General features: G+C 69.6%; 19 protein-coding genes. 6 read left to right on the top strand and 13 right to left on the bottom strand.

Annotation, left to right across the window (positions count from 1 at the left end):
• Positions 1–143 precede the first annotated feature (143 nt).
• The 5 genes from F0U60_RS45630 to F0U60_RS45610 all read left to right on the top strand — a co-directional run bounded on the left by F0U60_RS45630 (position 144) and on the right by F0U60_RS45610 (position 12,430).
• Positions 144–9,686, top strand: a complete 9,543-nt coding sequence (locus F0U60_RS45630) for a flagellar hook-length control protein FliK (RefSeq protein ID WP_395809859.1) — start codon at positions 144–146, stop codon at positions 9,684–9,686.
• Positions 9,687–9,698: 12 nt separating this feature from the next.
• Complete coding sequence (locus tag F0U60_RS45625) at positions 9,699–10,316, top strand: hypothetical protein (RefSeq protein WP_395809857.1); 618 nt, start codon at positions 9,699–9,701, stop codon at positions 10,314–10,316.
• Entirely contained in the window at positions 10,303–11,001 is a 699-nt protein-coding gene (gene queC / locus F0U60_RS45620; RefSeq protein ID WP_395809855.1) for a 7-cyano-7-deazaguanine synthase QueC, read from the top strand. Before F0U60_RS45625 ends, queC begins: the two co-directional genes overlap by 14 nt.
• A gap of 3 nt (positions 11,002–11,004) precedes the next feature.
• On the top strand, positions 11,005–11,616 hold the full coding sequence (locus F0U60_RS45615; RefSeq protein WP_395809853.1) for a M15 family metallopeptidase: 612 nt from the start codon (positions 11,005–11,007) through the stop codon (positions 11,614–11,616).
• A gap of 226 nt (positions 11,617–11,842) precedes the next feature.
• Positions 11,843–12,430, top strand: coding sequence for a head protein (locus tag F0U60_RS45610; RefSeq protein ID WP_395809851.1), 588 nt, complete (start codon positions 11,843–11,845; stop codon positions 12,428–12,430).
• A gap of 61 nt (positions 12,431–12,491) precedes the next feature.
• Here the strand turns inward: F0U60_RS45610 and F0U60_RS45605 are convergent, their stop codons facing one another.
• From F0U60_RS45605 to F0U60_RS45580, 6 genes are all read right to left on the bottom strand, one after another.
• The gene (locus F0U60_RS45605) at positions 12,492–13,064 is read right to left on the bottom strand and encodes a hypothetical protein (RefSeq protein ID WP_395809849.1); all 573 of its coding nucleotides are present in this window, start codon (positions 13,062–13,064) and stop codon (positions 12,492–12,494) included.
• Positions 13,065–13,068: 4 nt separating this feature from the next.
• Positions 13,069–13,500, bottom strand: coding sequence for a hypothetical protein (locus F0U60_RS45600; RefSeq protein ID WP_395809847.1), 432 nt, complete (start codon positions 13,498–13,500; stop codon positions 13,069–13,071).
• A 68-nt stretch (positions 13,501–13,568) separates the two neighbouring features.
• Positions 13,569–14,774, bottom strand: coding sequence for a threonine synthase (locus F0U60_RS45595; RefSeq protein ID WP_395809845.1), 1,206 nt, complete (start codon positions 14,772–14,774; stop codon positions 13,569–13,571).
• 17 nt (positions 14,775–14,791) lie between these two features.
• A complete protein-coding gene (locus F0U60_RS45590) occupies positions 14,792–15,628 on the bottom strand; it encodes an aldose epimerase (protein WP_395809843.1) in 837 nt (278 codons plus the stop codon).
• Between the two features lie 137 nt (positions 15,629–15,765).
• Positions 15,766–16,539 carry a xanthine dehydrogenase accessory protein XdhC gene (gene xdhC, locus F0U60_RS45585; RefSeq protein WP_395809841.1) on the bottom strand — a complete coding sequence of 258 codons (774 nt, stop codon included), beginning with the start codon at positions 16,537–16,539 and terminating at the stop codon, positions 15,766–15,768.
• Between the two features lie 18 nt (positions 16,540–16,557).
• Complete coding sequence (locus F0U60_RS45580) at positions 16,558–17,595, bottom strand: 6-phosphofructokinase (RefSeq protein WP_395809839.1); 1,038 nt, start codon at positions 17,593–17,595, stop codon at positions 16,558–16,560.
• 218 nt (positions 17,596–17,813) lie between these two features.
• Here F0U60_RS45580 and F0U60_RS45575 point away from each other — a divergent pair, with 218 nt between their 5' ends.
• On the top strand, positions 17,814–18,554 hold the full coding sequence (locus F0U60_RS45575) for a glucosamine-6-phosphate deaminase (RefSeq protein ID WP_395809837.1): 741 nt from the start codon (positions 17,814–17,816) through the stop codon (positions 18,552–18,554).
• A gap of 63 nt (positions 18,555–18,617) precedes the next feature.
• On the opposite strand, the gene F0U60_RS45570 is transcribed toward F0U60_RS45575, so the two are convergent.
• The 7 genes from F0U60_RS45570 to F0U60_RS45540 all read right to left on the bottom strand — a co-directional run bounded on the left by F0U60_RS45570 (position 18,618) and on the right by F0U60_RS45540 (position 26,852).
• The gene (locus F0U60_RS45570; RefSeq protein WP_395809835.1) at positions 18,618–19,547 is read right to left on the bottom strand and encodes a LysR substrate-binding domain-containing protein; all 930 of its coding nucleotides are present in this window, start codon (positions 19,545–19,547) and stop codon (positions 18,618–18,620) included.
• 133 nt (positions 19,548–19,680) lie between these two features.
• Positions 19,681–21,306, bottom strand: coding sequence for a peptide-N4-asparagine amidase (locus tag F0U60_RS45565; RefSeq protein ID WP_395809833.1), 1,626 nt, complete (start codon positions 21,304–21,306; stop codon positions 19,681–19,683).
• A 79-nt stretch (positions 21,307–21,385) separates the two neighbouring features.
• On the bottom strand, positions 21,386–22,120 hold the full coding sequence (locus F0U60_RS45560; RefSeq protein ID WP_395809831.1) for a copper homeostasis protein CutC: 735 nt from the start codon (positions 22,118–22,120) through the stop codon (positions 21,386–21,388).
• Positions 22,121–22,153: 33 nt separating this feature from the next.
• Positions 22,154–24,358, bottom strand: coding sequence for a xanthine dehydrogenase family protein molybdopterin-binding subunit (locus F0U60_RS45555; RefSeq protein WP_395809829.1), 2,205 nt, complete (start codon positions 24,356–24,358; stop codon positions 22,154–22,156).
• Positions 24,355–25,359: an FAD binding domain-containing protein gene (locus F0U60_RS45550; RefSeq protein ID WP_395809827.1), complete on the bottom strand. Its 1,005-nt coding sequence runs from the start codon at positions 25,357–25,359 to the stop codon at positions 24,355–24,357. The genes F0U60_RS45555 and F0U60_RS45550 overlap by 4 nt, the downstream gene beginning before the upstream one ends.
• 3 nt (positions 25,360–25,362) lie before the next feature.
• Positions 25,363–26,010: a (2Fe-2S)-binding protein gene (locus F0U60_RS45545; RefSeq protein WP_395809825.1), complete on the bottom strand. Its 648-nt coding sequence runs from the start codon at positions 26,008–26,010 to the stop codon at positions 25,363–25,365.
• Between the two features lie 155 nt (positions 26,011–26,165).
• The gene (locus tag F0U60_RS45540) at positions 26,166–26,852 is read right to left on the bottom strand and encodes a lytic transglycosylase domain-containing protein (protein WP_395809823.1); all 687 of its coding nucleotides are present in this window, start codon (positions 26,850–26,852) and stop codon (positions 26,166–26,168) included.
• Positions 26,853–26,863: the final 11 nt, after the last annotated feature.

Genomic DNA, 26,863 nt, shown 5'->3' with positions numbered 1-26,863 from the left:
TCACGCCCCAGTGCCCGTGAGGGCCGGACTCCTGGTGAGCAGCCGGAGGCGGTACGTCGCCTGCTCTCCGGGCAAGAGAACAGCAAAAATTCCGGGGGGTTGGACCACGTGGTAACTTCCGTCGCTCCTCAGTAGCCCCCGCGATGGCCATCGACAGCGACTCCCCCAAGCCCGCGTCCGAAGCGCAAGCCGCAGCCCCCGAGCTGCGCCTGTTGGACAGGCGCGCCTTCGTGGGGTTTCCGCCCCTTGAACTGGCGCCCGGACTCTCCATCGCCGACTTCGCGCTGCAGATTCCCGACGTCACCTTCCCCTTCAACGTCAGCGCCGGAGCCTCGCGCTACCAACGCAAGAAGCTCCTCTTCGGTTTCCTCGAGCTGCACGTCGACGCGGACCTCGTGGTGCGCAAGGTGGCGGAGCTCGCCGGACGCGTGGCTGGACTCGAGGGCCTGAAGCTGCACTTCCGCCCCGGCTACCTGGAGGGTCAGGCCTTCCTCCAGGCCCCGGAGCGCACCCCGCTTACCTTCAAGGTCGCCTTCGACGCCGATGGCGAGCGGCTCGCTCTCTACCTCTACGACGTGCGGCTGTACGGCTTCTCCTCCACGCCCTCGGTGCAGGTGCCCGGCCTCATCGCCGCCACTGTGGCCGAGCTGGGCCTGCTGCCCGAGGTGGAGGTGCGTGGCGCCACCGGCTTCTCCACCCGCGTGCTGCCCGCGCTCTGCCAGAAGGCCGCGGTGAGCCGGGGCTTCAAGATGCCCGTGCTGGACACCGCGCGCCTCTCCTCCGCGGAGGTGAGCAGCGCGGGCCTGCGCCTGCGTTTCACCTCTGGCGGCCTGCCTCCTCCCGCTCCGCCTGACGAGGAGCTGCTCCTGGCACTCGAGGGCGCCCGTGCCTTCGCCGATGCAGAGGCCCTCATCGCCCAGGGCAAGTTCGTCGAGGCGCGCGACGCCTGGCTCCAGGCCGGTGATGCCCAGGACGCCCACCCCTTCGCCGCCGAGCGTCTGTTGTCGCTCCTCGTGGCGGACCCGCAGGCTCATGACATGGCGCTCGACGTGGCCGCCACGTTGCTGCGCCGCCGCGAGAAGAGCCCCGCTGCCCTCTGGGGCGAGGCCGTGGTGCGTGAGCGCCGGGGGGAGCATGCCCGCGCCGCCGAGCGTTACCTCGCCCTGTGCGCCCTCTCGCGCCGCGCCTCCGAAGAGGCCGCTGCCTTCTTCTCCGCCGAGGCCGCCGCACGCGCCGCTCGTGACCATGCGCCCCAGGTGGCGGTGAAGGCCCTTCACGAGGTGCTCGGCCTCAAGCCGGATCACCTGCCTTCCCTCAAGGCCCTCGCGCGCGCTTCGGATCAGAGCCGCGACCGCGCCGGTGCCGTGCGTGCCTACCGCCGCATCGCCGCGCTCGCCCGCGACCCCGCCGAGGCCGCGGATGCGCACGTGCACCTCGCGCGCCTGTGCGCTCAGACGGAGGACGACGTCGCCGGCGCCCGTCTGCACTGCGAGGCCGCGCTGCGTCTGTCTCCGGATCAGCCGGATGCGCTGCTGCTGCTCGGCGAGCTGTGCCACCGCGGCGGCGAGCACCTGCGCGCCCTCAAGGCCCTGGATCGTCTGCGCGAAGTGGCCATGGCTCGCCACGAGTTGGACCGCGTGGGCCGCGCCAACCTCCTCGCCGGCCGCATCTGGGAAGAGGGCCTCCAGCAGCCGGACAACGCACTGCTGCGCTACCGCGAGGCCGTGTCGCTGTTGCCTGGCGAGCCCGAGCCCCTCTTCTCCACCGCTCGCGTGGCCGAGAAGCTGGGCAAGCTGCAGGAGGCGCTCGCGGGTTACCAGCAGGCGCTGGAGTTGGCGGGACCCGCTCCGCGCTCCGAGTCCATCCGCCAGGCCGCGCACCAGAGCCACCATGCCCTGGCGCGCCTGTACCGCACGAAGCTCGGCGACCCCGCCCGCGCTCGCGAGCACCTGGAGGCCGCGCTCGCGTTGGACCCGCGCGATGCCTCCGCGCTCGACGAGCTGATTCCCTACTTCCGCACCACCGGCCGCACGCAGGAGCTCGCCGAGGCGTTGGAGAAGGCCGCCGCCGTCCACGAGGAGCCCGGCCGCCGCGCTGCCCTCTGGGCCGAGGCCGGTGAGCTGTACCGTGGCCGTCTGCAGCAGCCCGAGAAGGCCGAGCGCCTCCTCACCTCCGCGCTGGAGGCCGACCCCGACCACAAGCCCGCGCTGGAGTCCCTGCTGGCCATCGCCGAGGCCCGGCGCGATGGGGGACTGCTCACCCGCTGCCTCTCTTCCCTCGCGCGCCTTACGACCGAGCCCAAGGAGCGCGCGCAGAAGTACCGCCGCCTCGCTGTGGCCGCGCGTGACCTCGCCTTCGACCTGGACCTCGCCGCTACGGCCCTCCAGGAGGTGCTGAAGGCCGAGCCGGATGACCTGCCCACCTTGGGCGAGCTGTGTGCCCTCCAGCGCAAGCGCGCCGACATGGCGGGCCTGGCCAACGCCCTGGAGGATCGGGCGCGTGTGGCCGAGGCGCAGGGCGACAAGCGGCTCGCGGCCACCGCGCTGCGCGAGCTCGCCAATGTGTTGGAGGCTCGGCTGGGCCGGCTCGGCGAGTCCCTGGTGGCCCTGGAGAAGGCCGCGCGCCTCTCACCGGACCAGGCCGTGCTGCTGGAGTTGGCCGACCTCTCGTTGCGCTGCGAGCGCCCCGAGCACGCCCGGCGCGCGCTGGAGACGCTGCTGTCCACCCTGCCGCGCACCACTGCTCCCGAGCGCCTCGCGGACATCCGCTCGCGGCTGGGTCGCGCGTGTGAGCTGGCGGGAGACCGCGAGGCCGCCATCGCCGCCTACGCCCAGGCCTTCCCGCTGCGCCGCCTGGACGACGCGCTCGCCTCCCGGTTGGAGGCGCTCTACACCGAGGCGGGTGAGACGCGTGAGCTGGCCGAGTTGTGGGCCTCGCGCGCCCAGGCCCTCGTCGCCGCCGAGCGCTCCACGGAGGCCGCGCCCCTCTTCCTGCAGAGCGCTCGCGTCCTCCTGGAGCGCGGGGAGAAGGGCCCCGCCCTCCTGCGGCTGTCCGCCGCGCTCGATGCGAACCCCTCGGGCCCGTTGGCCGCCGAGACCCTCGACGCGCTCGCCGAGCTGGAGCTGGAGCGCGGCGAGAAGTTGGAGGCCGCCCGCCTCTTCGCGCGCAAGGCCGCGCTCGTCACGGAGGCCCGCGCCGGCGCGAAGCTCCTCTTCCGCGCCTCCGTGCTCGCCATGGGCACCAGCCGCGAGGAGGCCTTCCTCGCCGAGGCCCTGGAGAGGGACGCCTCCTTCTCTCCCGCGCGCGTGCGCCGGGGCGAGCTGCGGATGCAGGCGGATGCCCGCTCCGCCCTTGAGGACTTCGAGGCCGTGCTGGCCCTGCCCGCGACGGACCCGGACGCGCTGCGCGAGGACGAGCTGCTGGAGCTGACGCGCCGCGCCTCTTCCTGCGCGGTGCGTGCCGGCCGCCCGGATGCGGCCCGCCGTCTACTGGCCCAGTACTGCACCCTGGCCCCCGAGGATCTCGAGGCCCAGGTGGAGCTCGCCGGCCTCCACCGCAAGGCGGGCGCACGCGAGCCCCTGGCTGATCAGCTCGCCCTGTTGTGGCCGCGCCTCTCCGGCGACGCGCGCCGCTCCGCTCGTCGCGAGCTGGCCGAGCTGTCCCTCGCCCTGGGCCGTCCCGCGGAGGCCGCTGACGCCCTGCGCAGCCTCCTCGCCGAGGAGCCTCACGACACGTGGGCCACGCAGTCCCTGTTGGAGCTGCTGCCCCCTCCGGGTATGGGCACTCCCCAGGAGGAGGTCGAGCGTCTCACCCTGCTCGGCACGCTCATCTCCGCCGCGGAGGGGGATGCCCGCGCCGAGCTACTCGCCCGTCGTGCCGCGCTCCACCGCAACGCTGGCCGTGCCCAGTCCGCGCGCGATGATTTCCTCGCCGCGACGAAGCTCTCCCGCCGGCCCGCGCCCCTGTGGCTCGCCCTCGCCGCGCTCGCCCGCGAGGCGGGAGACGACGTGGACGAGCTGGAGGCCTGGCGCCATGTCGTCGTCTCCGAGCCGGATCTCGCCGAGCGCGCTCGTGTCCGGCTCCTCGCGCTTGCCTCCACGCTGTTGGAGAAGGACGCGCGCACCCCGGCCCGCGAGGCCCTGCTCGCCGCCGTGGAGCTGCCGCTCTCCCCAGCCGAGCGCTGTGATGCTTTCTTCGCCCTCGCCACGCTCGCGCGTCGCGAAGGGCAGTCGGATGCCGAGGCGGAAGCGCTCGCCGAGGCTGCTCGCCAGGGCCCTGTGCCCCGCCGCGTGGAGGCGTTGCTGTCGCGTGCGAGCTTGCTCGAGAAGGGCGGGAATCTTCCGGAGGCCGCGAACAGCCTGGAGTCGGCGCTCTCCCTCGCCCCGCGTCACGCAGGTGCCATCGCCGCGCTCCAGCGCGTGCTGCGCACGATGGAGGACTGGGCGCGCCTCGCGAGCCTGCTCGCCGCCGAGTCCCCGCATGCGCCTCCCTCCGAGGCCGCTACCCTCTACGCAGAGCTCGGCACCCTCTACCTGGAGCGCTTGGAGCAGCCGGAGGCCGCTGAGGCCGCGCTGCGGCAGGCCGTGCGTCTGGCTCCCGAGAACGTCGAGGTACGCCGTCGCCTCGTGGCCCTCGTGGCGGACCGGGGTGACTCCGCCGAGGCCGCGAAGCTCCTCGACGTTGGCGCCAACAACATTCCTTCCACGGAGGCCGCCAACCTTCTGCGCGAGGGGGCCTCTCATGCTCGCGCCGCTGGAGACATGGCCCGGGCCCTGGAGCTGGCCCGCCGCTCTCATGCCCTCGTCCCCGCGCGCGACGCGCAGCTCGCTGAATTGGCGGAGCTCCTCTTCCTGCACGGCGAGGTGGTCGAGGCGCTGCCCCTGCAGGAGCAGCTCGCCGCCGCCGCGGACTTCTCCACCGAGCCCGAGCTCGCCGAGAAGGCCTGGCTGCGTCTGGGGGCGCTCGCCGAGAAGCTCGGGGACTCGCGGCGCGCGGTGTCCGCGTACAAGCGGCTGCTTGTCGAGCGTCCGTTGAACGAAGTGGCCGTGCATCGGCTCGCCGCTCTGCTGGAGAAGGACGAGCCCCGCGCTGCCTTCGAGGTGCTCGTCGCCCACGCGCGTGCCCTGCCTCCGTCCGAAGACACCGCGAAGCGGCTCGTCTCGCTGTCGGAGCGTGCCCGAGAGTCGCTGGCGGACGCCGCACTCGCTGCCTCCCTGCTGGCGCGCGCGGCGGAGATGGCGAAGGACTCGCTGCCGTTGCACCAGGCGCTCGCCGACCTCTACCGCGACACGGGTCGTGTCCCCGAGCTGATGGCCCAGCTTCAGGTGGTGGCCGCGCTCTGCCAGGAGGGCGGAGACCTGGATGGTGCCATCTCCGCCTGTGCGGAGCACGCGCAGCTGGCCGAGGAGTCGGGCCGGGTGGACGATTCGCTGCGCTCGCTGGAGGCGCTGCGCTTCCTCCTGGAGAAGGAGGACCGGAAGGACGAGGCCGCCGCCTACGAGCGTCACCGCGCGGAGATGTTGCGCGACGCGAAGCTGGACCTGTCCGCCGCCGAAGCCGCGCTGGAGCGAGCCTTCGCGCTCTCCGAGCAGCTCGACACGGCGCGCATGGGCATCGAGCTGGCCGTGCGCCGGGACGATACCGTCGCCGAGGCCCGCTGGCTGGAGCGCATCCTGCCGCTGCTCCCCGCGGCGCCCAGAAAGGCCACGTCGCTGCTGCGGCTGGCGAAGCTCCACCTGGACGTGCTGGACGACTCCAGCAAGGCCGAGGGCTTCCTGCGCGAGGCGCTCCGCCTGGACCGCTCCCTCCAGGAGGCCGAGACGCTCCTGTGCGAGCTGCTCGAGCGCGAGGGCCGCGTGGCCGAGCTGGCCGCCTGGTTCGAGGAGTCCGCCGCCCAGGAGGAGGAGCCCGCCCTCCGCGCGCAACTGCTGCTGCGCGCCGCCACCCTCTACCGTGAGCGTGCTGGACGTCCGGATGCCGCAGTCATTGCGCTGCTCGCCGCGCGCTCGGCGCTGCCGGATGACCTGGGCCTTACCCGTCAGGCCGCGGACCTGCTCCACGAGCTGGGGCGGGAGGCGGATGCCGCTGAGTTCGACGCCCTCTTGCTGGAGGCGGACCCCTTCCAGGAGCCGCTCTACTCCCGCCATCGCGCTTTCCTCACGGAGACGGAGGACCTGCAGTCGCTCGCCGCGCTGATGTTGCGCCGCGCCCAGAAGCAGCCTCCCGCGCAGGCCGCGGAGAGCTACCTGGCCGCCGCGAAGGCCTTCCGCGAGGCCGGTGCGCTGGAGCGTGCGCTGTTGTGCGAGGACCAGGCCTTCGAGCTCGCGCCTTCCAGCGGCGAGGCCTTCAATGTACTGCGGGCCCGTGCCGCCGGAGATGTGCGCCGCCTGGCGGAGCTGCTGTCCCTGCGTGCTGCCTCCGTACCGTCGGAGCAGGCGCTGCCGCTGCTGCGTGAGCGCGCGGACCTGCTGCTCGAGGCGGGGGAGTCGCTGCTCGCCGCGCAGGCCTTCGATGACTACCTGGCCCACGCGGGTGATGACGTGGACGCGCTCGCCACGCGCGCGGAGCTGGCCGCCGAGGGAGGTGGCCCGAACGCGGCCCAGCCCTATGACCGGCGCTTGCTTGCCGCCGGGGGTGAGTCGCTCCCCGTCCCGGTGCGCGTGCGCACGCATTTGCGGCTGGGTCATGCCTCACTCGCCTCGGGGGCGTACCGCGATGCCGCGGAGTCCTTCGAGGCCGTGGTGGCGCTCGAGCCCGAGGGTGCGCGTGGCCAGGAGGCCCTGTCCCTCCTCGCCGAGGTGTATGGCCGCACGGGTGATTCCAAGGGCCTGTACCGCGCCTCCCTGAAGCTCGCGCGCAAGGCGGATGCCGCCACCGCCGAGGTGCTCTACCGCCGCGCCGCGGACCTCTTCGAGGACCCCAAGGAGTCCATCGACGCGCTGCTGCACCTGGCGCGTCTGCGTCCCGCGGATGCCCACATCATCGACCGGGCGGTGACGGGCCTGCGTGCCCTGGGCCGCCCCGCGGATCTGCTCGCCGTCTACGAGGCTGGTGCGGAGGCCGCCGGTGGCTCGCGTGCCGCGGAGCTGTTGTTGGCTGCTGCCGAGGTTGCCGCGGAGCAGCTTGATGATCCAAGACGTGCCGCGGCCCTCCGGGAGCGTGCGGCCGAGGCGGACCCGACCAACGTGGCCGCGATCCGGGCCCTGGTGGAGGGTCTGCGCAAGCGGGGCGAACAGGCCGCGCTGCTGGAGGCGCTCGAGCGCCTGGTGCCGGCGACGGAGGACGCGGACGAGGCCTCTCTGCTGCGGCTGGAGCTGGCCTCCCTCGCGAGTGCCGCTGGCCGCGAGTCGCTCGCCCGTGAGGCGCTGGAGGCCGTGGTGGCTCGGGGCACCTCCGGTGCGGGCTATGCCGAGGCGCTGGAGGCACTGGAGCCGTTGCTCGCAGAGGAGCCGGGTCGTCTCGCCGAGGTGCGCCTGGCTCGGGCGGATCTGCTCGCCAACGCGGAGCGCCGGGAGCTGCTGCTGTCCGCGTCGCGCGAGTTCGAGGCCGCTGGTCGTCTCTCGGATGCACTGCGCTCGGCCCGAGCCGCCGTCTCCATCGAGCCCGACGCGGAGGCGCTGGGGTGGGTGGCTCGGCTGCACCGTGCTGCGGGAGAGCCCGGCCGGGCGGCGCAGGCGTTGTTGCAGGCAGCCCGTCTCGCGTACTCCGCGCAGCGGCCGACGTTGTTGCTGGAGGCCGCGGAGCTCTGGGAGTCCGCGGGCGAGCGCGCCGAGGCCCTCGAGGTGCTCGAGCGTCTGGCCTCGGAGGCTCCGAGCACGTTGAGCCCGGTGGAGATGGCCGAGCGCTTCACCCGGCTGGGAGCCCCGGCGCGTGCCGTCGAGGTGGGCTTCGGCCCCGCGCTCGAGTCCGGGGACCTCTCGGGGGCGCTCGCGCTCGCCGAGCGTGCCGGAGACACGGCCCGCATCCGCCAGGCGCTCTGGGCGCTGGTGGCGAGGCCGGATGCGGATGCCTCGCACGTCACGGACCTGACCACCGGCCTGCGCGCGGAGGGTGACTGGGAAGGGTTGCTGCGGCTGGCGGAGCTCCTCACGCAGTGGGACGCGGCCCTGGCCATGAGCCTGCGGGACGAGGTGCTCCGCGCGGAGGAGGCTCCGGCCGAGGCCCGCCTGCGCGCGCTGGAGTCTTTCGAGACGGGGCCGGGTTTCACCGAGCGCCTGCGGCTCCTGCTGTCGTCGATGGGCAGTTTTCCCGAGGCCGTGGCCGAGGTGGTGCTCACCCACGTCCGGGCACTCCCCCTGGACGAGCGCGTCGAGGCGCTCTCCGACGCGGCGGATGGTTGGCCGGAGCGGCGCGGCAAGCTGCTGCGCGAGCGCTTCCGGTTGCAGCGCGACGCGGGGCGCACGGCGGACGCGGCGGATACGCTGGGTCTGCTCATCCTGCTCGAGACGGATCCCAAGGCTCGCGCCAGCCTCCACGTGGAGCATGGCGACATGCTGATGTGGGCGGGTGACAAGGCGCGCGCGCAGGAGGCCTTCGAGAAGGCGCTCGAGGACGCACCCGGAACGGTGCGCGCGCTGGAGTTCCTGCTGCCCATCTATGACGAGACGCGCAACCACGCGCGCTTCGTGGTGGTGGCGGAGCAGCTGGCGGCCATCCTCGCCGGCCCGGCCGCGATGGGGCTGTGGCGCGAGCGGTTGGCAGAGGCCTACGAGGCCCTCGGCCGGCTGCCAGAAGCCGCCGAGCAGCTCAAGCTGTTGCCGGAGACGCCGGAGCGGCTGGAGCGGCGCGTGCGGATCGCCGAGGCCCAGGGCCTCACGGGCGAAGCGCTGCAGCTGCGCGAGCGCCTCACGGATGACCCCGAGACGTTGGAGGGCATCCTCCGCAAGTACCTGGACGGGCAGCTGGTGGTGTTCGCGGTGCGGCTGGCCGAGCGGCTCTATCAGGCCGGGCAGTTGTCGACGGAGGCCAAGCGCCTGGTGGCGGAGCGGCTCTCGCCCACCTACGAGGGGGCGGCGTTGGCCATCCACCTCTGGCCCGAGCTGCTGCGACAGCAACCGGTGGACGCGGACGGGTGGACGCTGTACGCCGAGGCGCTGGTGGCCTGTGACGACGTGCCCATGGAGGTGGCGCGTGTGGACGGCTTCGGCGCGGCGCTCGTCTCCAGTTCAGCGAGCGCATCGGCCGCGACGATTTCCCGCGTGGCGCTGCCCGAGGGCTTCCGCCATCCACTGCCTTTGAATTCGGTGCTGGTGACGGCCGAGACGATGCCCCGCCTGCACGCGGCCCTGCAGCCCACGTTGAAGGAGCTGGGAGCCGAGGCGCTGCGCGTCTTCCTGAACCCGGCCGGTGGCGTGGAGGCGTACCTGGCCTCTCCGGACGAGCTGGTACTGGGCGCGGGAACACTGGCCTGCTTCGGCCCAGTGGAGCTGAGCTACCTCTGCGCGCTGGCCCTCTGCCTGGGCGAGTCCGGCGAGACGCTGACTCGGCCCGGTACGGTCCAGGGCTTCGATGAGGCGGCAGTCGCGGCCTTCCGAGCGGTGCCTGCTTCGCTCGCCGCGTCGCGCGTGCTGGCATACCTGTCGCCCGAGGTGCGTGGCTCCGACCCGTCGTCCCTGGATGTGGGCATGGTGTTGCGGACCAGCACGGCGTTCCGCGCGGTGGCCCTTGCGGCCCTGGAGTCCGTGTAACCTCCGTTCACCATGCCCGACTCCCGACGTCTGCTCCTCGTATCGCTCCCCGTGGTCGCCATCGCCATCGCGTGTGCGTCCGAGACGGTGTACCCGGGGGACCTCGTCATCGGAATGTTCGACTTCCATGCCCAGGCGAACTGGGATCGGACGGACTGCAAGCTGGATGGCGGTGACTTCAGCCGGCTCGTGGACGGCGGCTTCGAGTTCGCGGGCACCTTCTCGCGCGACAGCGTGGATGGGGGCGGGTGGTTCACGATTGACGGCTTCTCGCGCAAGGCCACCTTCGAGGCCCCGGCGCAGCGGTACGTCACGGTGCACCGGGCCGCGGCGCAGATTCCGAGCTGCGGAGAGAACTGCAAGGGCGCGGAGATCGAAGAGACGATGTCGGTGGTGGTGCTGAGCGACAGCCAGGACCGGGCCATCGGGAGCAAATGCGCCAACCTGCCCGACGGTGGCCTGCCGGATGGCGCGGTGCCGGGCCCTACGGTGAATGGTTACGACGCCGAGCGGGCCTGTGGTGAGCTGAAGGTGACCTTCCTTCCGGGGAAGGAGAACTGCAAATGCGTGACGTCGTGCACGGCGGTGTACGGCGTGGAAGGGAAGCGGCGCTTCAATGGCGGCAACTAAGAAGGCGGTGGTGCTGCTGTCGGGCGGGTTGGACTCGACGACCTGTCTGGCGATGGCGAAGGCGGACGGCTTTGAGCCGGTGTGCCTCGCGGTGTCCTACGGGCAGAGGCATGCGGTGGAGCTGGAACGGGCGCGCCGAGTGACGCAGGCGATGGGCGTGAAGGACTTCCGGGTGGTGACGGTGGACCTGCGGCAGGTGGGCGGCTCGGCCCTGACGGCGGACATCGAGGTGCCCAAGGACCGGCCCGAGAGTGAGATGTCCCACGGCATCCCCATCACCTACGTACCGGCGCGCAATGCGCTCTTCCTGTCCCTGGCGCTGGGGCTGGCGGAGGTGGTGGGCGCGAGCGACATCTACATTGGCGTGAACGCGGTGGACTACAGCGGCTACCCGGACTGCCGGCCCGAGTTCATCCGGGCCTTCGAGCAGATGGCGACCCTGGCGACGAAGGCGGGGGTGGAGGGGACGCGCTTCAAGGTGCACGCGCCGCTGTCGGGGATGACCAAGGCGGACATCATCCGCGCGGGCGTGAAGCTGGGCGTGGACTACGGGATGACGCACTCGTGCTACGACCCGGACCCGGAGGGGAGGGCGTGCGGACGGTGTGACAGCTGCGTGCTGCGGCGCCGGGGATTCGAGCAGGCGGGGGTGCCGGACCCTACGCCCTATGTGAAGGGAGCCTGAGGGATGGCGGGACCAGCAAGCGTGGCGTTGGGGCTGTGGCTCGCGGCGGGGAGCGCGCCGGTGGTGGATGCCACCGAGGTGGTGAAGGACCTGGTGGTGGACATGAAGTACGCCACGCCGGACAACTTCCTGAAGCAGAAGGTGTACCCGGACGGGGCACGTTGCCTGATGTTGCCGGAGACGGCCGAACGGCTGAAGAAGGCGGCGGACACGCTGCGCCCGCAGGGGTACAGGCTGAAGGTGTACGACTGCTACCGGCCCATCGCGGTGCAGTGGCAGATGTGGAAGATCTTCCCGAAGCCTGGCTACGTGGCGAACCCGAAGAAGGGGGGTAACCACAACCGGGGCGCAGCGGTGGACCTGACGCTGGTGACGCTGGACGGGGCGGAGGTGGAGATGCCGACGCCGTTCGACTCCTTCGAGAAGGCGGCGCACCACGGGTACAAGGGCGGGACGGAGGCCTCGCGCAAGCACCGGGAGATTCTGCGCGCGGCGATGGAGGGAGTGGGCTTCAAGAAGAACGCGATGGAGTGGTGGCACTACGATCTACCAGGAGCGACGAAGCTCCCGGTGCTGGACGTGCCCTTCACGAAGCCGGAGGAGACCTCCAAGTGAAAAGCGCGAACCGCTCCTCGGGTCTTCTGGGAGCGGCTTTGCTGCTGGGGGTTCTCGTACCCGCTTGTGCAGTGGGGCCAACTGGTCGGGGGGTGACGGAATCGAGCGCGGGTGCGTCCACGAGGGTGACTCACGAGGCCACAGGTGACCGCGTGAGCGGCAGCTCCGCGTTGTTGCTGGCAGCATCATGAGCCCTGTGTGGGCTCCACTATCGGGCGGCGTCACCATGGCCATTGGAGACTTCATCAATAACGCGGTGGATTTCCTCGGGCGTATCCACGAGAACACCCAGTCTGCGGAGGAGAAGGAGTGGCTCGTTGCTGCCGCCGATGCGCTTGAGTTCATCTGGGCAACGGGTCGAGCCTACGAATTCGAGGACTATCGAAAGAGCCGTGAGCTCGACGCCCCCGCGCTGGTGGTCGCTGCCTTCAAGACGCGCGAGGAGGCGGAGGCCTGGTTGGCAAACAATCCCAGTCCGCCTGCCATGGCGTATGTCCTGATCACGGACGAATACCATTTCGTTGCATATCGCCGCGAAAGCAACTGGCGCGCATTCCTCCCCCATCCGACCCTCGAACTCTATCTCGAGGAGATGATGCGGGACGGTCTCCCTCCGGCGGTCGCTACGTTTGGTACTCGAGAGGAAGCAGACGCCTGGTTTCATGGCCAGACCGAGTCGCGAGCTCAGTCCGTCATCCAGGTCGGTGGCGAATACTTCCTGGCGGTGTATTACCGGAACATCAATCATCGGGCTCTCTTCCCCTTTTCGATTGCCGAAAGGCACAAGAAGAGGAAGAAGAGGCCGGAAGAATAGGGCGAGCAGACGCCCCGCGCCTCACAAGGTCGCGTTGAGCTCGAGCTCGGGGCGCTTGGGCTCAGGGCACTCTTTCTGGCCGACTGATGAAGAGCGCGTGGAAAAGAGTGGTGTTCGGGGGCTCATGCGGTTCCACGATGAGCGGAACAGGCATCTCGGAGAGTTCGCGCGAGAGCTTCTCGACTCCGAACGTCGCTTCGATGCTTCTGGCAATGATGTCCGCAGGCGCCTGCATTTCAGGCGGAAGTGGCTCGAGAAAGACCTTGTCGCGGGTTCGTTCTGTGCCCGTGTATTCGTATTGCACACCATAAACGGTGTAGACGGGCGCCAGAATACTGACGCAGCCGACGACGACCCATCGGCGCTGCTGCGGCTTGTTCTCCGTAGCCGGGTACACGGAGCAACGAAAGCAGGCGTCACACGTGGCGGTGGCATTCCCGATGGTGAAGGCGGGCAGCGCTCCTCCGAGTTCGCGGAGGAACGCCCTCCATTGATCCATCTTCGCGAGTTCCTTCTCCCACAGCTCCAGGAACCTCTCTGCCTCCGGACTGTTCTCGGGTCTGAAATCAAAATCTCTATCCGGACGCCAATAGTTCCGTGCGATGGACAGCAACTCCGCTGCTGAGAATGGCATGGGTTTAGAAGCCAAACTTCACAGGTTTGGTTTTCTTGTCGCACAAGGTTGTCACGCGCGAGCCAAGAACAGCGCGGTTCAGAATCATATCGAACGTGTCCTTGAACTCCTGACAGGCAAGACCGGGAGTCGTGGCTGCGGTGGCGGAGTCAATCACGATATCCGCGGCTTGATTACCGCAATCCGCGGCGATGCGTTGCGCGAGTACAGTGGAAATAGAGCCTACCTCGCCGGTCTCAAGTGGCATTCCGACGCCAAACTTGCAGACGAACGAGTCGTAGGTCGTCATGTTCGTCATGCGTGCGTGGATACATGCCGCGCGCCAGCCTCCCGCCCCTGGTTCGGTCTTCTCGATGACCGTTACGAACTGAAAGTGACCCGGCTGCAAGCGGTTGAAGGTACAACCCGCGAGAGTTGGCAACACCAGCGCGAGCATGAGCCGTCGCGCTGGCTGCGTGGGCATGGCTAGGGACGCGTATTCGCGTCTTTTCTCGAGTTTGGCCCTCACAGGGTCGCGTTGAGCTCGATCACCGGGAGCTTGGGCGTCATCACATCCGGATACTTGATACCCGCGCCGGTGTTGAGCAGCAGCACGCGCTGACCGGCATCCAGCCACCCATCGCGCAGCAGCATGCGAGCGGCGCCTACGAGCGCGGCGCCCTCGGGGCAGATAAAGGCCCCCTCCGTGCGGCTGATGCGTTCCAGACCCCACATCGTGTCGGCATCGGGCACGGCTACGCAGGTGCCTCCCGTCTCCCGCACGGCCTGGAGCACCAGGAAGTCACCGAGCGCCTTGGGCACGCGGATGCCCTGGGCCACGGTGGACGCGTTCTCCCACTTCTCGGAGACGTCCTTGCCCTCGCGGAAGGCCTTCACGATGGGCTGGCAGCCCTCGGCCTGCACGGCGACGAGCTTGGGGAAGCGCATGTTCTCTGGCAGCCAGCCCAGCTCACGCATTTCCAGCAGCGCCTTGTAGATGCCGATGATGCCTACGCCTCCACCGGTCGGGTACAGGATGACGTCCGGCAGGCTCCAGCCGAGCTGCTCGGCGATCTCGTACCCCATCGTCTTCTTGCCCTCGATGCGGTACGGCTCCTTGAGCGTGGCGGCCTCGAACCAGCCGTGCGCCTTGGCCGAGCGGCCGACGATGGCGCCCGCATCGGTAATCTGCCCCCGGACCATGTACGCGTTGGCGCCCACGGCGGTGGCCTCGAGCACGCTCATGGCAGGTGCATCCGTGGGCATCACGAGGGTGACGGACATTCCCGCGCGAGCGCCGTAGCTGGCCCAGGCGCCGCCAGCGTTACCGTTGGTGGGCATGGCGAGCGCGGTGATGCCCAGTTCCTTCGCACGGCTCACGCCCGTGGCGGCACCGCGCGCCTTGAAGGAGGCGGTGGGGTTGAGGCCCTCGTCCTTCAACCACAGGTCAGGCAGGCCCAGCTCTGCGCCCAGTCGAGGGAGCGGAAAGAGCGGCGTCATGCCCTCGCCGAGCGAGACGATGTTCTTGTCATCCCGGAGGGGCAGCACCTCCCGATAGCGCCACAAAGAGGAGACGCGGCCAGCCAGGTCGGACGGGCGGACGGCCTTGGCCACGGCCTTCAAGTCGTAGCGCACGAGCAGCGGACCGCCGCAGTCACACAGGTTCTGCACCCGATCTGCGTCATGGGTCTTGTGGCAGCGGGAGCACTCGAGGTGGGAGAGGAAGGACATGGCGCCCCTTTTACCGGTTACCGGACGAAGCGGGCCATGGGCTCGACGCTGATCTCAAACTCGGAGGAGAAGGTGGCGCCGGGGGCCACGGTCAGCAGCCGCTGCCCCGTCTGGAGCGCGCCACCGGGAGCGGTCCAGGGCTCCACGCAGATGAAGTCGCGACCCTCGAGTGTCCACACCACGAGCATGGTGAAGGACGGGCTCCAGGCGAGCTCCACCGGGCGCAGGCCGGGTCCGCGCTCGAGCGTGGTGCCCTGCGGCGAGTGGTCGAGCAGGTGCATGTCGACCTCGGGCTCGGTGAGGTCCAACCCGGAGAAGGACACGGTGGCGCCCTTGCGATTGTCCCAGGCGCTCTTGGCATCCGTCTCGACGCGGGCCGCGGCCTTGTTGGCCTGGGGGACGTAGAAGTACGGGTGGTAGCCGAGGTGCAGCGGCATGGGCCGGGAGTCGCGGTTCTCGGCGCTGAAGGAGAGGTGGAGCGAGCTGCCCGCGAGTGTCACGGTGAGGAGCGCCTCGAAGCGCCAGGGGAACTCGCGCAACGTCTGCTCCGAGTGCCCGAGCGCGAGCACCACGCGCGAGGCCTCCTGGGTCCGCACCTCCCAGGGCAGGTCGCGAGCGAAGCCATGGCGACGCATGGGGAACTCGTGACCCTCCACAGTGTACTTGCCGCCGGGGAGGACACCGGGAGCGGGGAAGAGCACGGGGATGCCACCGCGCACGTTCTTGGTGGGATCGGCCAGGGTGCTCTCGTCGAGGAAGAGGATGGGCTCGCCCTCGACGATGAAGCGGGTGATGAGCGCCCCGCGTTCGGGGACGAGCTCGACGCGGGAGTCGCCATCCGTGAGGACCACCATGTTGACCTCCAAGGACCGTCGCGCCGGACGTGGCGCGGGAGCCGGCTTGTAACAGGGAGGTCCAGCGGACACCCTCGGGAAGAGGCGACCCCTGTCGTCTTCCATGCAGGGCGCGGCTCAGTCCGTTCGGAATGCCGTTACTCCGACTGGCGCCGCACCTGGATGAGCTCGCCCACGATGGAGACGGCGATCTCCTGCGGTGTCAGCGCGCCGATGTCCACGCCCATGGGCGAGCGCAGCCGCTCCACGGCCGGCTCGGTGAAGCCCGCGGCCCGCAACCGCATCCGGAAGCGCTCGGCCTTGCGTCGGCTGCCAATCACCCCCAGGTACGCCGAGGGCTTGTCCAGCAACGCCTCCACCACCGCCTGGTCCAACGGGTGGTCGTGCGTCGTCACGCAGAAGTAGTGCTCCGGCCCCCCGGGCAGCGCTCGCGCGTGGTCCGCCGGGTCCTTCACCAGCAGCTCGCAGTCCGGGAAGCGCTCGGGGTTGGCCCACTCGGGCCGGGCGTCCACCACCGTCACCCGGAAGCCCACCCGGTGCGCCAGCGACGCCAGCTCCCGCGCCACGTGCCCCGCGCCGAACACGGTGAGCCGCGGTGGCGCCCCATGCTTCTCCAGGAACACCTTCATCCGGCCCCCACAGCACATGCCCAGCTCGTGCGTGAGGTGCGTCTCGATGATGCGCGTGTGCTCCGGCGACGCCAGCAGCGCCTGCGCGGCCTGGATGATTTGATGCTCGATGGCGCCGCCGCCCACGGTGCCCCGCAGACTTCCGTCCTCGAGCACCACCAGCTTCGAGCCCGGCTTCTGCGGTGTGCTGCCGGCGCTCTCGATGACGGTGGCCAGGACGAAGGGGCGGCCCTCGGACACCAGGGCCGCCATCTCCGCGTACAGGTCCATGGGAGGGGACATGTCTACCCCCGCTCCCGACTAGCCGAAGAAGACCTGGGCGACTTCGAAGAACTCCTGGGGAACCTTCTTGAGCTCCCGGGTGGCCTCGGCCAGGTCCACGCTCACGATCTCATTGCCCCGCAGCGCGGCCATCTTGCCGAACTCGCCCCGAGCCACCATGTCGCACGCGTGGACGCCGAAGCGCGTGGCCAGCACGCGATCATGCGCGGTGGGCGCACCGCCGCGCTGGATGTGGCCCAGCACCGACACGCGCGTCTCGTAGCCCGTGCGCTGCTCGATCTCGTTCGCCACGATGCTGCCCACGCCACCCAGGCGCGGCCGGCCCGCCTCATCCAGCGCGCCCGAGGTGACGAGCTGCTCCTGCCCCTCGTGCGACAGCTTGATGCGCGTGCCCTCGGCCACCACCACGATGGAGAAGGAGCGCCCCGTGGAGTGCCGGTGCTTGATGTGCTCGGCGACTCGCACCAGGTCCGCGGGGACCTCGGGGACGAGGATCACGTCCGCGCCGCCGGCCATGCCCGCGTAGGTGGCGATCCACCCCACGTGCCGCCCCATCACCTCGCACACGATGACGCGCTTGTGGGACTCGGCGGTGGAGTGCAGCCGGTCGATGGCCTCGGTGGCGATTGCCACCGCGGTGTCGAAGCCGAAGGTGAAGTCCGTGCCATTGAGATCGTTGTCGATCGTCTTCGGCACGCCCACGATGCGCAGCCCCTCCTGGGACATGCGCGTGGCCGCGGAGAGCGTGCCCTCACCGCCGATGGCGATGACGGCGTGGATCTCATTGCGCTCCATGGCGCGCTTGACCTTCTCCAACCCGTTCTCGACCTTGAACGGGTTGACGCGAGAAGTGCCCAGGATGGTTCCTCCGCGGTGGAGGATGCCGGAGGTGGTTTCGCGCGTGAGGCGGAAGTGGTTGTCCTCGAGGAGACCCTTCCATCCATCACGCAGGCCCATCATCTCGAAACCATGGGCGGAGGCCCTACGGACGACGGCGCGGATAACCGCGTTGAGGCCGGGGCAATCGCCCCCGCCAGTGAGAACGGCGACTTTCATGAGGTTCCCTTCTAACCCACCTCGGGCGCGAGTCATGCGCGAAGTTGATGTAAACCGCTCGCCAGCAACGGTGGCGGTCGGCCGGAAGGTCCAGGTGGCCCTGGGGGCTGCGCGGGGCGGGCGGGCGGGGAGGGACTCCCAGGGTTGGACGTGCGGCTTTGTCGGAGAGGGGGCTTTGGCTATGCTGGGGCGGACCCCCCCCTGGTTACGGCCCCGCCTTGAACGTTCGCGTCTTCGCCTCCGAGATGGAAGCTGCCGCCGCCTGCGCCGCCTACGTGGCCGCGGCAGTGCGGGAGAAGCCGGCCCTGGTGCTCGGCTTGCCCATCGGTCGCACCCCGCTGAATGTGTACCGAGAGATGGTGGTGCAGCACCGGCGAGGAGAGCTGGACTTCTCGCGGGTGACCACCTTCAACCTGGACGAGTTCCTCGGCTTGCCACCAGACGACCCGGGCAGCTTCCGGGCGTACATGGAGCGACATCTCTTCCAGCACGTCAACCTGGCACGCGAGCGCATCCACTTCCTCGACGGGAGCGCGGACAGAGCGGAGCGGGAGTGTGCCCGCTACGACGCGCAGCTGGCCGGAGCCGGAGGGCTGGACGTGCTGCTGTTGGGCATCGGGCCCAACGGACAGGTGGGCTGCAACGAGCCGGGAGAGAGCCTCCAGGCGGTCAGCCACCGGGCCCGTCTCTCGCGAGAGTCCCGGCTGGCGATGGCCTCTCTCTTCGGAGACGACGTCTCGAAGGTTCCCCTGGCGGCGCTCACGCTGGGGATGGGGGCGATTCTTCAGGCGCGCCGCGTCATCCTGCTGGCCTTCGGCGTCAACAAGGCGGCGGCGGTGACGGCCATGGTGCGCGGCCCCCTCTCCACGCATTGCCCGGCCTCGTTCCTCCAACTCCACGGCAACGTGGAGGTGTGGGTGGACTTCGAGGCCGGACGCGGTCTGGACGGCTCGCGCTAGTCAGCCAGGCGGAGTCCTGACGCGGTGCGGCGTGGGCGGGAGCCCAGGGAGGGGTTCTCGTTCTCAATCCTCGGGATGTGATTCTCCCGAGGTCGTGCCGAGCTGCCTGGCACAGAGGGCCGTGAGCCAGTCCATGAAGACCCGCACGCGCGGCGGCACCTTGCGTTGATAGGGGTGCACCAATGAGAGCGGGAGGGGAGGAGGGCGCGCGTTCGGGAGTACCTCGCGCAACCGTCCCTCCGCCAGGTGCGCTGCGAGGCGGTAGGCCGGCACCTGGATGAGCCCGAAGTGGGCCAGGCACCCGGAGGAGTACGCCTCCGAGTCCATCACCGTCAGGATGCCGTTCATCGAGACCTTCTTCAGCTCGCCACGGACGACGAACTCCAGCGGATACGGCTTCCCAGTGGAGTGCTCCAGGTAGTTGACGGCCCAGTGCCGCTCCAGTGCTTCGAGAGAGCGGGGCTCGCCATGGCGAGTGAGGTAGCCCGCACTGGCGCAGGTGATTTGCAGCATGGGCGCGAGCCGCCGCACGATCAGGTGCGGCGTATCCACGTTGCCAGCGCGCAACGCGCAGTCCACACCCTCCTTCGCGAGGTCGACGGCGCGATCCCCGGTGCCGACCTCCACATCCACCTGCGGGTGGCGCTCGTGGAACTCCCGCAGGGCGGGGATGACGACGTGGGCCGCCATTCCCGCGACCATATGGACCCGGACCTTGCCTCGTAACTTGCCGCCGCCCTGACCCAGCTCCGCCTCGGCGTCCTGCACCTCGGTGAGGACGCGCGTGCAGCGCCGGTAGAAGAGCAGCCCCTCGGACGTCGGGTTCACCTCGCGTGTTGTGCGGTGCAGCAGCCGGACACCGAGCCGCGCCTCCAACTGCTGCACCGCGAGCGTGACGGTCGCACGCGGTAGCCGCAGGTCCGCCGCCGCCTTCGTGAAGCTCCCCAGCTCGACGATGCGTGTGAAGACCCGCATCGCGTCGAAGCGGTCCATGCTCCGGCCCTCCGGTCAGATGAAGGCCTATTGTTCACAGACGCTGGACAGAGAAGGCAATTTGTTGGGGCCGTTGCTCAAGAAGCCCCCGCGCCAGTGCCCCCACACTGGCGCGCCCGCGAGGGGCTCTGCCTCAGTGGCAGCGCTGGACGTCTTCGGTGACGAAGCCGTTTTGCGTGGTGATGCTGCGGTCGTAGCAGGTGCGGTCCCCGGTCAGCCGGTAGCGCTGGGTGGAGGTCCCCACCGCGTTGCGCTGCGGGCGCGGGACGCCCGAGTTATAGGCGGCCTCACCGGTGTAGAGGTCGCTGAGCTCCCGGTGCGACAGCGTGAGCAGGCCGTGGGTGGTGCGCTCATCCGCCTCATCGTGGAGGGTGATGGTCGTGGTGAGCCGGTTCTCCGGCGTCACGCTGATGAGCCCATCGAGCGTGTAGCGCTTGTCGGACCGGCTCACGGTCGGGAAGAGGCCTCGGCCGATCTCCGTGACGGTGCTGGTGTCGCTCCAGGTCGCGGTGATTCCATCCGGGTTCTCCTGCTCCCCCACCCAGCGGTGCATGCTCGAGTTGGACACCGACTGCTCGACGCTCGTCACCACCCACCCGCGCGAGGTGCGCAGGTAGCCGGAGACGCGCAGTTGATGGCCGCCCTGCGTGTCCACCTGGTTCCAGCCGTCCACCAGCGCGTACGTCGAGTCATTGGTCAGGGTCCCGAGCCGATGCTCGATGAGACCGCCGGTGACGCGAGAGACGCGCGAGTCGCGCCAGGCGAGCACCTGGGTCGGCAGCTCCCAACCCGGACGGCCCTCGGGGACTCCCAGCACGTTCACCTTGAGCTGGTGCGGCTTGCCGTCGGTCAGCAGGCCGACGAACGGGGTGAGGTCATAGCGGATGGGGCGGATGTCGAAGGCGCGCGGCGCGGGCAGCACGTACCAGAGGAACGGGTTGGCCCAGCCGCCCGTGTAGACATGCGGGAAGGGCATGGCGACACCGGCCACCTTGCCGTCCACCTCGATCTGCACCTCGCGGTACGGGCCCGTATCGGCGGGGCAGGAGTACGGCACGATGGTGGGGACGGTGAAGTACCAGAACTCCTCGCAGCCTCCGCCCGAGCCCGTCGCGTACACCTCGGCGATGAGCCGCTCGGTGTTCTGGGGCACCGTCACTTCGCCCAGCAGGGCGGTGCCTTCGCGGCGCGGGTTGGTCAGGGGGATTACGTCGTCCGCCGTGTCGGCCGGCTTGTACTTGCCCTGCGCGCGGTAGAAGGTCAGGTAGACCTGCACGTCCAGCACGCCGGTGTAGGTGTCGTTGACCACGTTGCCAATCAGCATCCAGACGGGCTGAGGCCGGGCCAGCAGCGGCGCGTAGGCGGTGACGTCCTTCTCCACCGACCAGGCGATGCCTTCACGGGAAGGCTCGGGCGTGGACGTCTTGAAGATGGTGACACCGCCGACCTCCAGGTGCCCGAGCCGGTCGTACTGAACGCCCTGGACCTTGCCTTCCATGCGCAGGACGACCTTGTTCCAGGGGCCCGGGCACTCCGCGGGTGGGGTGAAGGTGCCGGTGTAGGGAGTGAAGTCGTCGAACTTCTCGTCGACGATCTTGACGGTGCACGAGGCTGTTGGTGGCTTTTCCACCGCGGGGGCGGCGGTGCGGGGGTCATCCCAATCGGTGCCGAACTCGGGGGGCGGCTCGGCGGCCCATGCGGGGGTCACAGCGCCGAGCGCGAGGCTCGCCGCGGCGAAGACAGCAGAGAGACGGTTCACGTTCTTCTCCAGCTAGGGGGGGAGCTGGAGCCTAGGGTTCACCAGCGGTGTGGGCAATGACCTCCGGTGTCCATTCAACTCAAAGGGCAGAGAACCCGTTCAGCGCGTGCCGCAAGGCCTCCACGGTGGCTCTGTCGGTGCGCCGGGCGAGGGGGGACCCAAAGCCGAGTGCGGCCACGCGCGGATCCGTCGGCACGTGTGGCGCCGAACAGGATGCGTGCACCTCGCGTGCGCCGGTCTTCGCCAGGAGCTCCGACACCGTGTCGGGCCGTACGCCGCTGCCCGGCATGATGGAGATCCGACCCGCCGAGGCCCGTGTCACCGCGGCGATCGTCTCTGCCCCCGCGAGCGCCGTCGCGCTTCCTCCGGAAGTGAGAATTCGCGCGAACCCCAGCGACACGGCCGTCTCCAACGCCTCCAGTGGGTTGGGCACCAGGTCGAACGCCCTGTGCAGCGCCACCTCGAGTCCTGCTGCGTGTGCGATGAGCGTCGCGAGCGCGTCCTCGTCGAGCCGCCCGTCCGGCCGGCTCGCACCCAGCACCACACCGGCGAGCCCCACCTCGCGCGCCGTGTCGATGTCGGTGCGCATCACGTCCAGGGTCGCCGCGTCGTAGACGAAGTCACCCGCCCGGGGACGGATGATCGCCAGCACCGGGATGTCGAGTGCCGCGGCCCGCGCCATCAGTCCTCGCGACGGAGTGAGGCCGCCCATTTCGAGCCCGGCGCACAGCTCAATCCGGTCGGCGCCCCCTGCGGCCGCCGACACCAGACCGGCCACGTCGTCCACACACACTTCCAGGGTGATACGCCCCACACCATTCCTGCCTTCCTCTGGAGAAGCGCCGGATTACAGCAGGTCTTCGATACGAACGGGGAGATGGCGGATGCGACGCCCGGTCGCGTGATGGATGGCATTAACAATCGCGGGGGCCACACCGACCATCACCACCTCGCCCAGTCCCTTGACGCCCATGCTGTTGAGGACGGGATCCGGCTCGTCGATGAACTCCACATCGATCGACCCGATGTCCGCGTTCACCGGTATCACGTACTCCGCGATGTCGGCGTTCACGAATCCACCGTATCGGGGATCCACCTCACTCGCCTCGCGCAGCGCGGCGCCGATTCCCCAGACCACGCCACCGACGACCTGGCTGCGCGCTGTGCGGGGACTGACGACGCGGCCACAATCCAACACACTCACGACGCGCGGCACGCGGATCCGCCGGGTGCGCGGTTCGATCCGCACCTCGACGAAATGGGCGCAGTAGCTGAAGGAAACGAACTCGGGATAGACAGGGCCAGCCCCAGAGGGGAGTCCTTGCGAGAGGCGGTCGAAGATTGCCTCAGGCTGGCCGGGCGCACGGTGACGTGCTTCGACATCGAGGAACGGCCTGCCGGCATCACGCAGGATTTGCTGGGGTGTGCGGCCAGGCGGTCCATTCCCACCGAGCCGTTGCAGCTCTTGCGACAGGTCCATGGCCGCTTGGCGCGCGGCTGGTAGAGCCGTGGCGCTGCCCCATGAGCCCGCGGTGAGATGCTGGGGCACAGCGCCGGTATTTCCGACGGCGACGTTGACCGTCTCGGCCGGGACGCCGAGCTCCATGGCGACTGTGGTGGCGATGGCCGTGCGGATGCCCTGGCCCATCTCGTGCCCGCCGACGCTGACGAAGACCCCGCCCGTATCGGTCACCCGCAGCCGCGCGATGGCCGGCGCGGTCGCTGCCTTGTAGGCCCCGATCGCCACGCCCCAACCCACGAGCGTGCCATCGGCCAGGCGCATCGAGCCCGGCTCATGGGTTCGGTTCTCCCAACCGAACTTCTTGGCGCCCCGCTCCAGGCACGCCGCGACGTGCCGGGACGAAAAGGGCCGGCCGGTCAGCGGATCCACCGCTGCATCATTGGCGATGCGGAATGCGACCGGGTCACGCCCGAGCTTGGATGCCAGCTCATCCACGGCGGATTCGAAAGCACACACGGCAATGTGTTCGAAGGGGGCGCGTGCGTAGCCCGGTGTCTGGATGTCGTTGCGGACCAGCCGTTCGCGGCCTCGGAAGTTCGGGATGCCGTACAGGCGTGACGTCACATCCGCGTAGGACAACGGGAAGAGGTCATGGCGCGAGGTCTGATGGTCGATCTCATGCACAGCGGCCACCATGCGGCCCGACGCATCCGCTCCCAGTCGCACCGTATGGTGGCTGGCGGGGCGGAAGCTGGCGTTGTGGAAGATCTGCGCCCGGGGGACCACCAGCTTGACCGGTCGATCGAGCTGGCGCGCAGCCAGGGCGACAAGCGCGGTATGGGCCTGCAACGAGTTCTTCTGTCCGAAGCCCCCGCCCACCGTGGGCGAGAGCACCTCGACCTTGTCCGGCGTCAGACCGAACACCCTGGCCAGCCCGTGTCGGACCGCCTCGGCGTTCTGTGTCGGATCGCGGACCGTGAGGACTCCCTGGCGCCACTGCGCCACGGTGGCCAACAGCTCCATCGGGTTCTGGTGCTGGGGAGGTCCCTGGAACGTCGTGTCCACACGCACCGCAGCCGTCGTCAGCGCACCCTCCGCATCGCCCACGACGCGATCCGCGAAGGCGGGCTTCGGTAGCGGAGAATCCGCCTGCGCGAGGGTTTCCGCACCCGGCGCATCCAGCGTCACGCTGATGGCCTCTTGCTCGTACGTGGCGCGAACGAGCGCCGCGCCTTCGATCGCCGCCTCAGGCGTATCGGCCACCACCAGTGCGATCGGCTGACCGCGGTAGGCGATCTCCGCGCCCAGCATGGGCTGCAGACTCTGAAAGCCGTAGCCGCCGTTCATGAGGAACCCGGCTGACTGTAGGCCCGCTGTGTCGAGATGGGTCAGGACCAAGCGCACGCCAGGAACGGCGCGAGCCGCATTCGTATCGATGCTCACGACGCGACCGCGGCCAATCGTCGCCACCGCGAGCATCGCGTGGGCGAGCCCGGGGATGACGTGGTCGGCGGTATACCGAGTCGCGCCGCGGACCTTGTCGCGCGCGTCGACCCTGGGGATATCGGGATAGTTGCCGTTGGCACTCATGACTGTTCTGCCCTCTGCCGTGCGATCAACACCGCGTCCGTGACCGTGCGCGCCCCCAGCTCAAGCTTGAACGCGTTGTGCTTGCCTGGGATGGCGGCTGCGAAGGCGGCTCGGCCGGCACGTTCCGCGACGTCCTCGGTCAGGGGCTGGCCGAGCAGGACGCTTTCGGCCTCGGGCGACCGCCAGGGTCGAGTCGCGACGCCGCCCAATGCGACCCGGGCCTCGGTGACCACGCCGGAGTCGAGCCGAAGGGCGACGGCCGCAGACGAGAGCGCGAACGCATAGGATTCGCGGTCGCGTATCTTATGGTAGGTCGACGCACGACCCGCTTGGGTCGCCGGCACGCGAATGCGAACGAGCAGCTCGTCGGGGGCGAGTACCGTTTCGACGTCGGGCGTGGAGCCCGGCTCCCGATGCAGCTCCTTCAGTGGGATGGAGCGCTCGCCTCGTGGGCTCAGCGTGTCCACCACGGCGTCGAACGCCACCAGTGCAACGCCCCAGTCTCCTGGGTACACCGCGCGACAGGCCTCGCTTACGCCGAGTACCGCATGGCCGCGATCCAGGCCCTCGTGCGCCGCGCAGCCGCTGCCAGGCTCGCGCTTGTTACAGGGAAACGTTTCCCCTCCGCGGAAATACGCGCAGCGAGTCCGCTGCAACAGGTTGGGGCCTACCCGTGCCATGTTGCGCAACTGCTGTGAGGCGGCCTTGGACAACGATTCCGCCAGCGCGGGGTAGTCCTTCAGCAGCCGGCGATCGGCGGCCACGTCACTCATTCGAGCCAGCGCCCCGAAGACCAGCTCGTGCTGCCCGGACGTATCGAATCCCGCGAGCGCGTCGAGGTGGGTGATGTCGATGATCTTGCTGGGAGCTTCGACGCCCAGCTTCATGAGATCGTAGAGCGTGGTCCCTCCCGCCATGAACCGGGTTCCGGGACCGCTCTCGGCCATGGCTCTGATGGCTTCGGCTGGTGTCGAGGGCCGCACGTACGTGAAGCGTTGCATGGCTCAGGTGCCTCCCATCTTCGGGGCCGCTTGCTGAATTGCGGCGAGGATTCCCGCGTAGGCACCACACCGGCACAAGTTGCCGCTCATGTACTCTCGGATCTGCTCTGGAGAGGTGGCATGGCCCTCGCGCACACAGGCCACCGCCGCCATGATCTGCCCGGGCGTGCAATAGCCGCACTGCAGGGCATCCTGGTCGATGAAGGCCTGCTGCATGGGATGAAGGGGTCCGTCCTTGGGCGACAGCCCTTCGATCGTCGTGATCTCCCGGCCGTCGGCCTGGACGGCGACGGTGAGGCAGGACGCGACACGACGTCCATCGATGTGCACGGTGCAGGCGCCGCACTGCCCGTGGTCGCAGCCTTTCTTGGCGCCGGTCAGGTGCAGCTGCTCGCGGAGTACATCCAGCAGCGACGAGCGCGGGTCCAACTCGAGCTCGCTCCTCGTGCCATTGACGAAGAGTCGGGTGGTGGGCTTCGCGGAGTTCCCCGCCTTGTCGGGGGCGGAGCAGGCGGCGCCGAGCGTCGATACGCCGGTGGCCGCGACCGTCGCCACCGCGAGGGTGCCCACGTTGAACTGGCGTCGGGTGAGTGTGGAGGCAGTCTCCGGTTCAGCGTCGATGCCTGGCGCGTCGGGTGTCTTGTGTTTCATGGGGTGCCTCTCCTTCGGATGGGCCTGGGCCGCACCACGCGGGCACACCATGAATAGAGAGTCGCAGCCGTTCGGAGAAGACGAGCAGACGGTCTTCTCTGTTCAGCTTTCATGAACAGTCGCCTGACGCTCGACGAAGCGCCGCGGTGACTTGCTCAGCCCGAGGTGGGCGGGTCAACGGGCGGAGGGCGCGGAGGAGCGCTCACCGGTCGGGCCTGGCGCTTCGCGGCGGGCGCGGGCCGCGACGGACGCGGGGGAGGGCGGGGCCGGAGGCGCTCGTATTGGGTGAGCACCTTCTCCACGTAGAACTCCGTCTCCCCGTTGCGTGGGACGCGGCCGTTCACATTGCCAGGCCCGGCGTTGTAGGCGGCCACCGCGAGCTTCACGTTGCCCCGGTAGCGCACGAGCTGCTCGGCGAGGTAGCGCGCGCTGCCATCGATGGCGGGCGCCGGGTCGAAGGGGTCCTCCACCCGGAGAAGGCTGGCCGTCGAGGGCATGAGCTGGCCAGGGCCCATGGCGCCCGCGGGGGAGATGCGATGCGGCTGGGTGTTGGATTCCACCTCCACGAGCGCCTGCAACAGGCCGGGAGGCAGGCGGTGGCGGCGTTCGGTGTCCCGGATGAGGGATGAGAGCTCCGGGTGTCCTTCGAGCAGGCACGTGGGCCGGTGGCGCGCGTAGGCCGCCAGGGCATGGGCCTTCTCGTCCAGGAAGGACAAGGAGAGGGGGAAGACGGTGGTGTCGCCGAAGAAGGCCACCGACATGTTGAGCAGCACGAGGGGCACCAGGGCGAACAGCCCCACCCTCACCACCCAAGGAAGCCCGCTCGCCCGTTTCCGCCGCACGATCTCCTTCC

This window comes from Archangium minus (assembly GCF_044360475.1).
Lineage (GTDB): Bacteria > Myxococcota > Myxococcia > Myxococcales > Myxococcaceae > Archangium > Archangium minus.
The sequence above is the reverse complement of the archived record's forward strand: the minus strand, read 5'-3'. Positions and strand labels throughout refer to the sequence as shown.

Excerpts from the sequence above, each read along its gene's own strand:
- F0U60_RS45625 (WP_395809857.1), top strand. The coding sequence starts at position 9,699 with ATGCCCGACTCCCGACGTCTGCTCCTCGTATCGCTCCCCGTGGTCGCC.
- xdhC (WP_395809841.1), bottom strand. The coding sequence starts at position 16,539 with ATGTCCCCTCCCATGGACCTGTACGCGGAGATGGCGGCCCTGGTGTCC.
- F0U60_RS45605 (WP_395809849.1), bottom strand. The coding sequence starts at position 13,064 with ATGCCATTCTCAGCAGCGGAGTTGCTGTCCATCGCACGGAACTATTGG.
- F0U60_RS45590 (WP_395809843.1), bottom strand. The coding sequence starts at position 15,628 with ATGGTGGTCCTCACGGATGGCGACTCCCGCGTCGAGCTCGTCCCCGAA.
- F0U60_RS45545 (WP_395809825.1), bottom strand. The coding sequence starts at position 26,010 with ATGAAACACAAGACACCCGACGCGCCAGGCATCGACGCTGAACCGGAG.
- F0U60_RS45580 (WP_395809839.1), bottom strand. The coding sequence starts at position 17,595 with ATGAAAGTCGCCGTTCTCACTGGCGGGGGCGATTGCCCCGGCCTCAAC.
- F0U60_RS45615 (WP_395809853.1), top strand. The coding sequence starts at position 11,005 with ATGGCGGGACCAGCAAGCGTGGCGTTGGGGCTGTGGCTCGCGGCGGGG.
- F0U60_RS45600 (WP_395809847.1), bottom strand. The coding sequence starts at position 13,500 with ATGCTCGCGCTGGTGTTGCCAACTCTCGCGGGTTGTACCTTCAACCGC.
- queC (WP_395809855.1), top strand. The coding sequence starts at position 10,303 with ATGGCGGCAACTAAGAAGGCGGTGGTGCTGCTGTCGGGCGGGTTGGAC.
- F0U60_RS45630 (WP_395809859.1), top strand. The coding sequence starts at position 144 with ATGGCCATCGACAGCGACTCCCCCAAGCCCGCGTCCGAAGCGCAAGCC.
- F0U60_RS45550 (WP_395809827.1), bottom strand. The coding sequence starts at position 25,359 with ATGCAACGCTTCACGTACGTGCGGCCCTCGACACCAGCCGAAGCCATC.
- F0U60_RS45610 (WP_395809851.1), top strand. The coding sequence starts at position 11,843 with ATGGCCATTGGAGACTTCATCAATAACGCGGTGGATTTCCTCGGGCGT.
- F0U60_RS45570 (WP_395809835.1), bottom strand. The coding sequence starts at position 19,547 with ATGGACCGCTTCGACGCGATGCGGGTCTTCACACGCATCGTCGAGCTG.
- F0U60_RS45595 (WP_395809845.1), bottom strand. The coding sequence starts at position 14,774 with ATGTCCTTCCTCTCCCACCTCGAGTGCTCCCGCTGCCACAAGACCCAT.
- F0U60_RS45555 (WP_395809829.1), bottom strand. The coding sequence starts at position 24,358 with ATGAGTGCCAACGGCAACTATCCCGATATCCCCAGGGTCGACGCGCGC.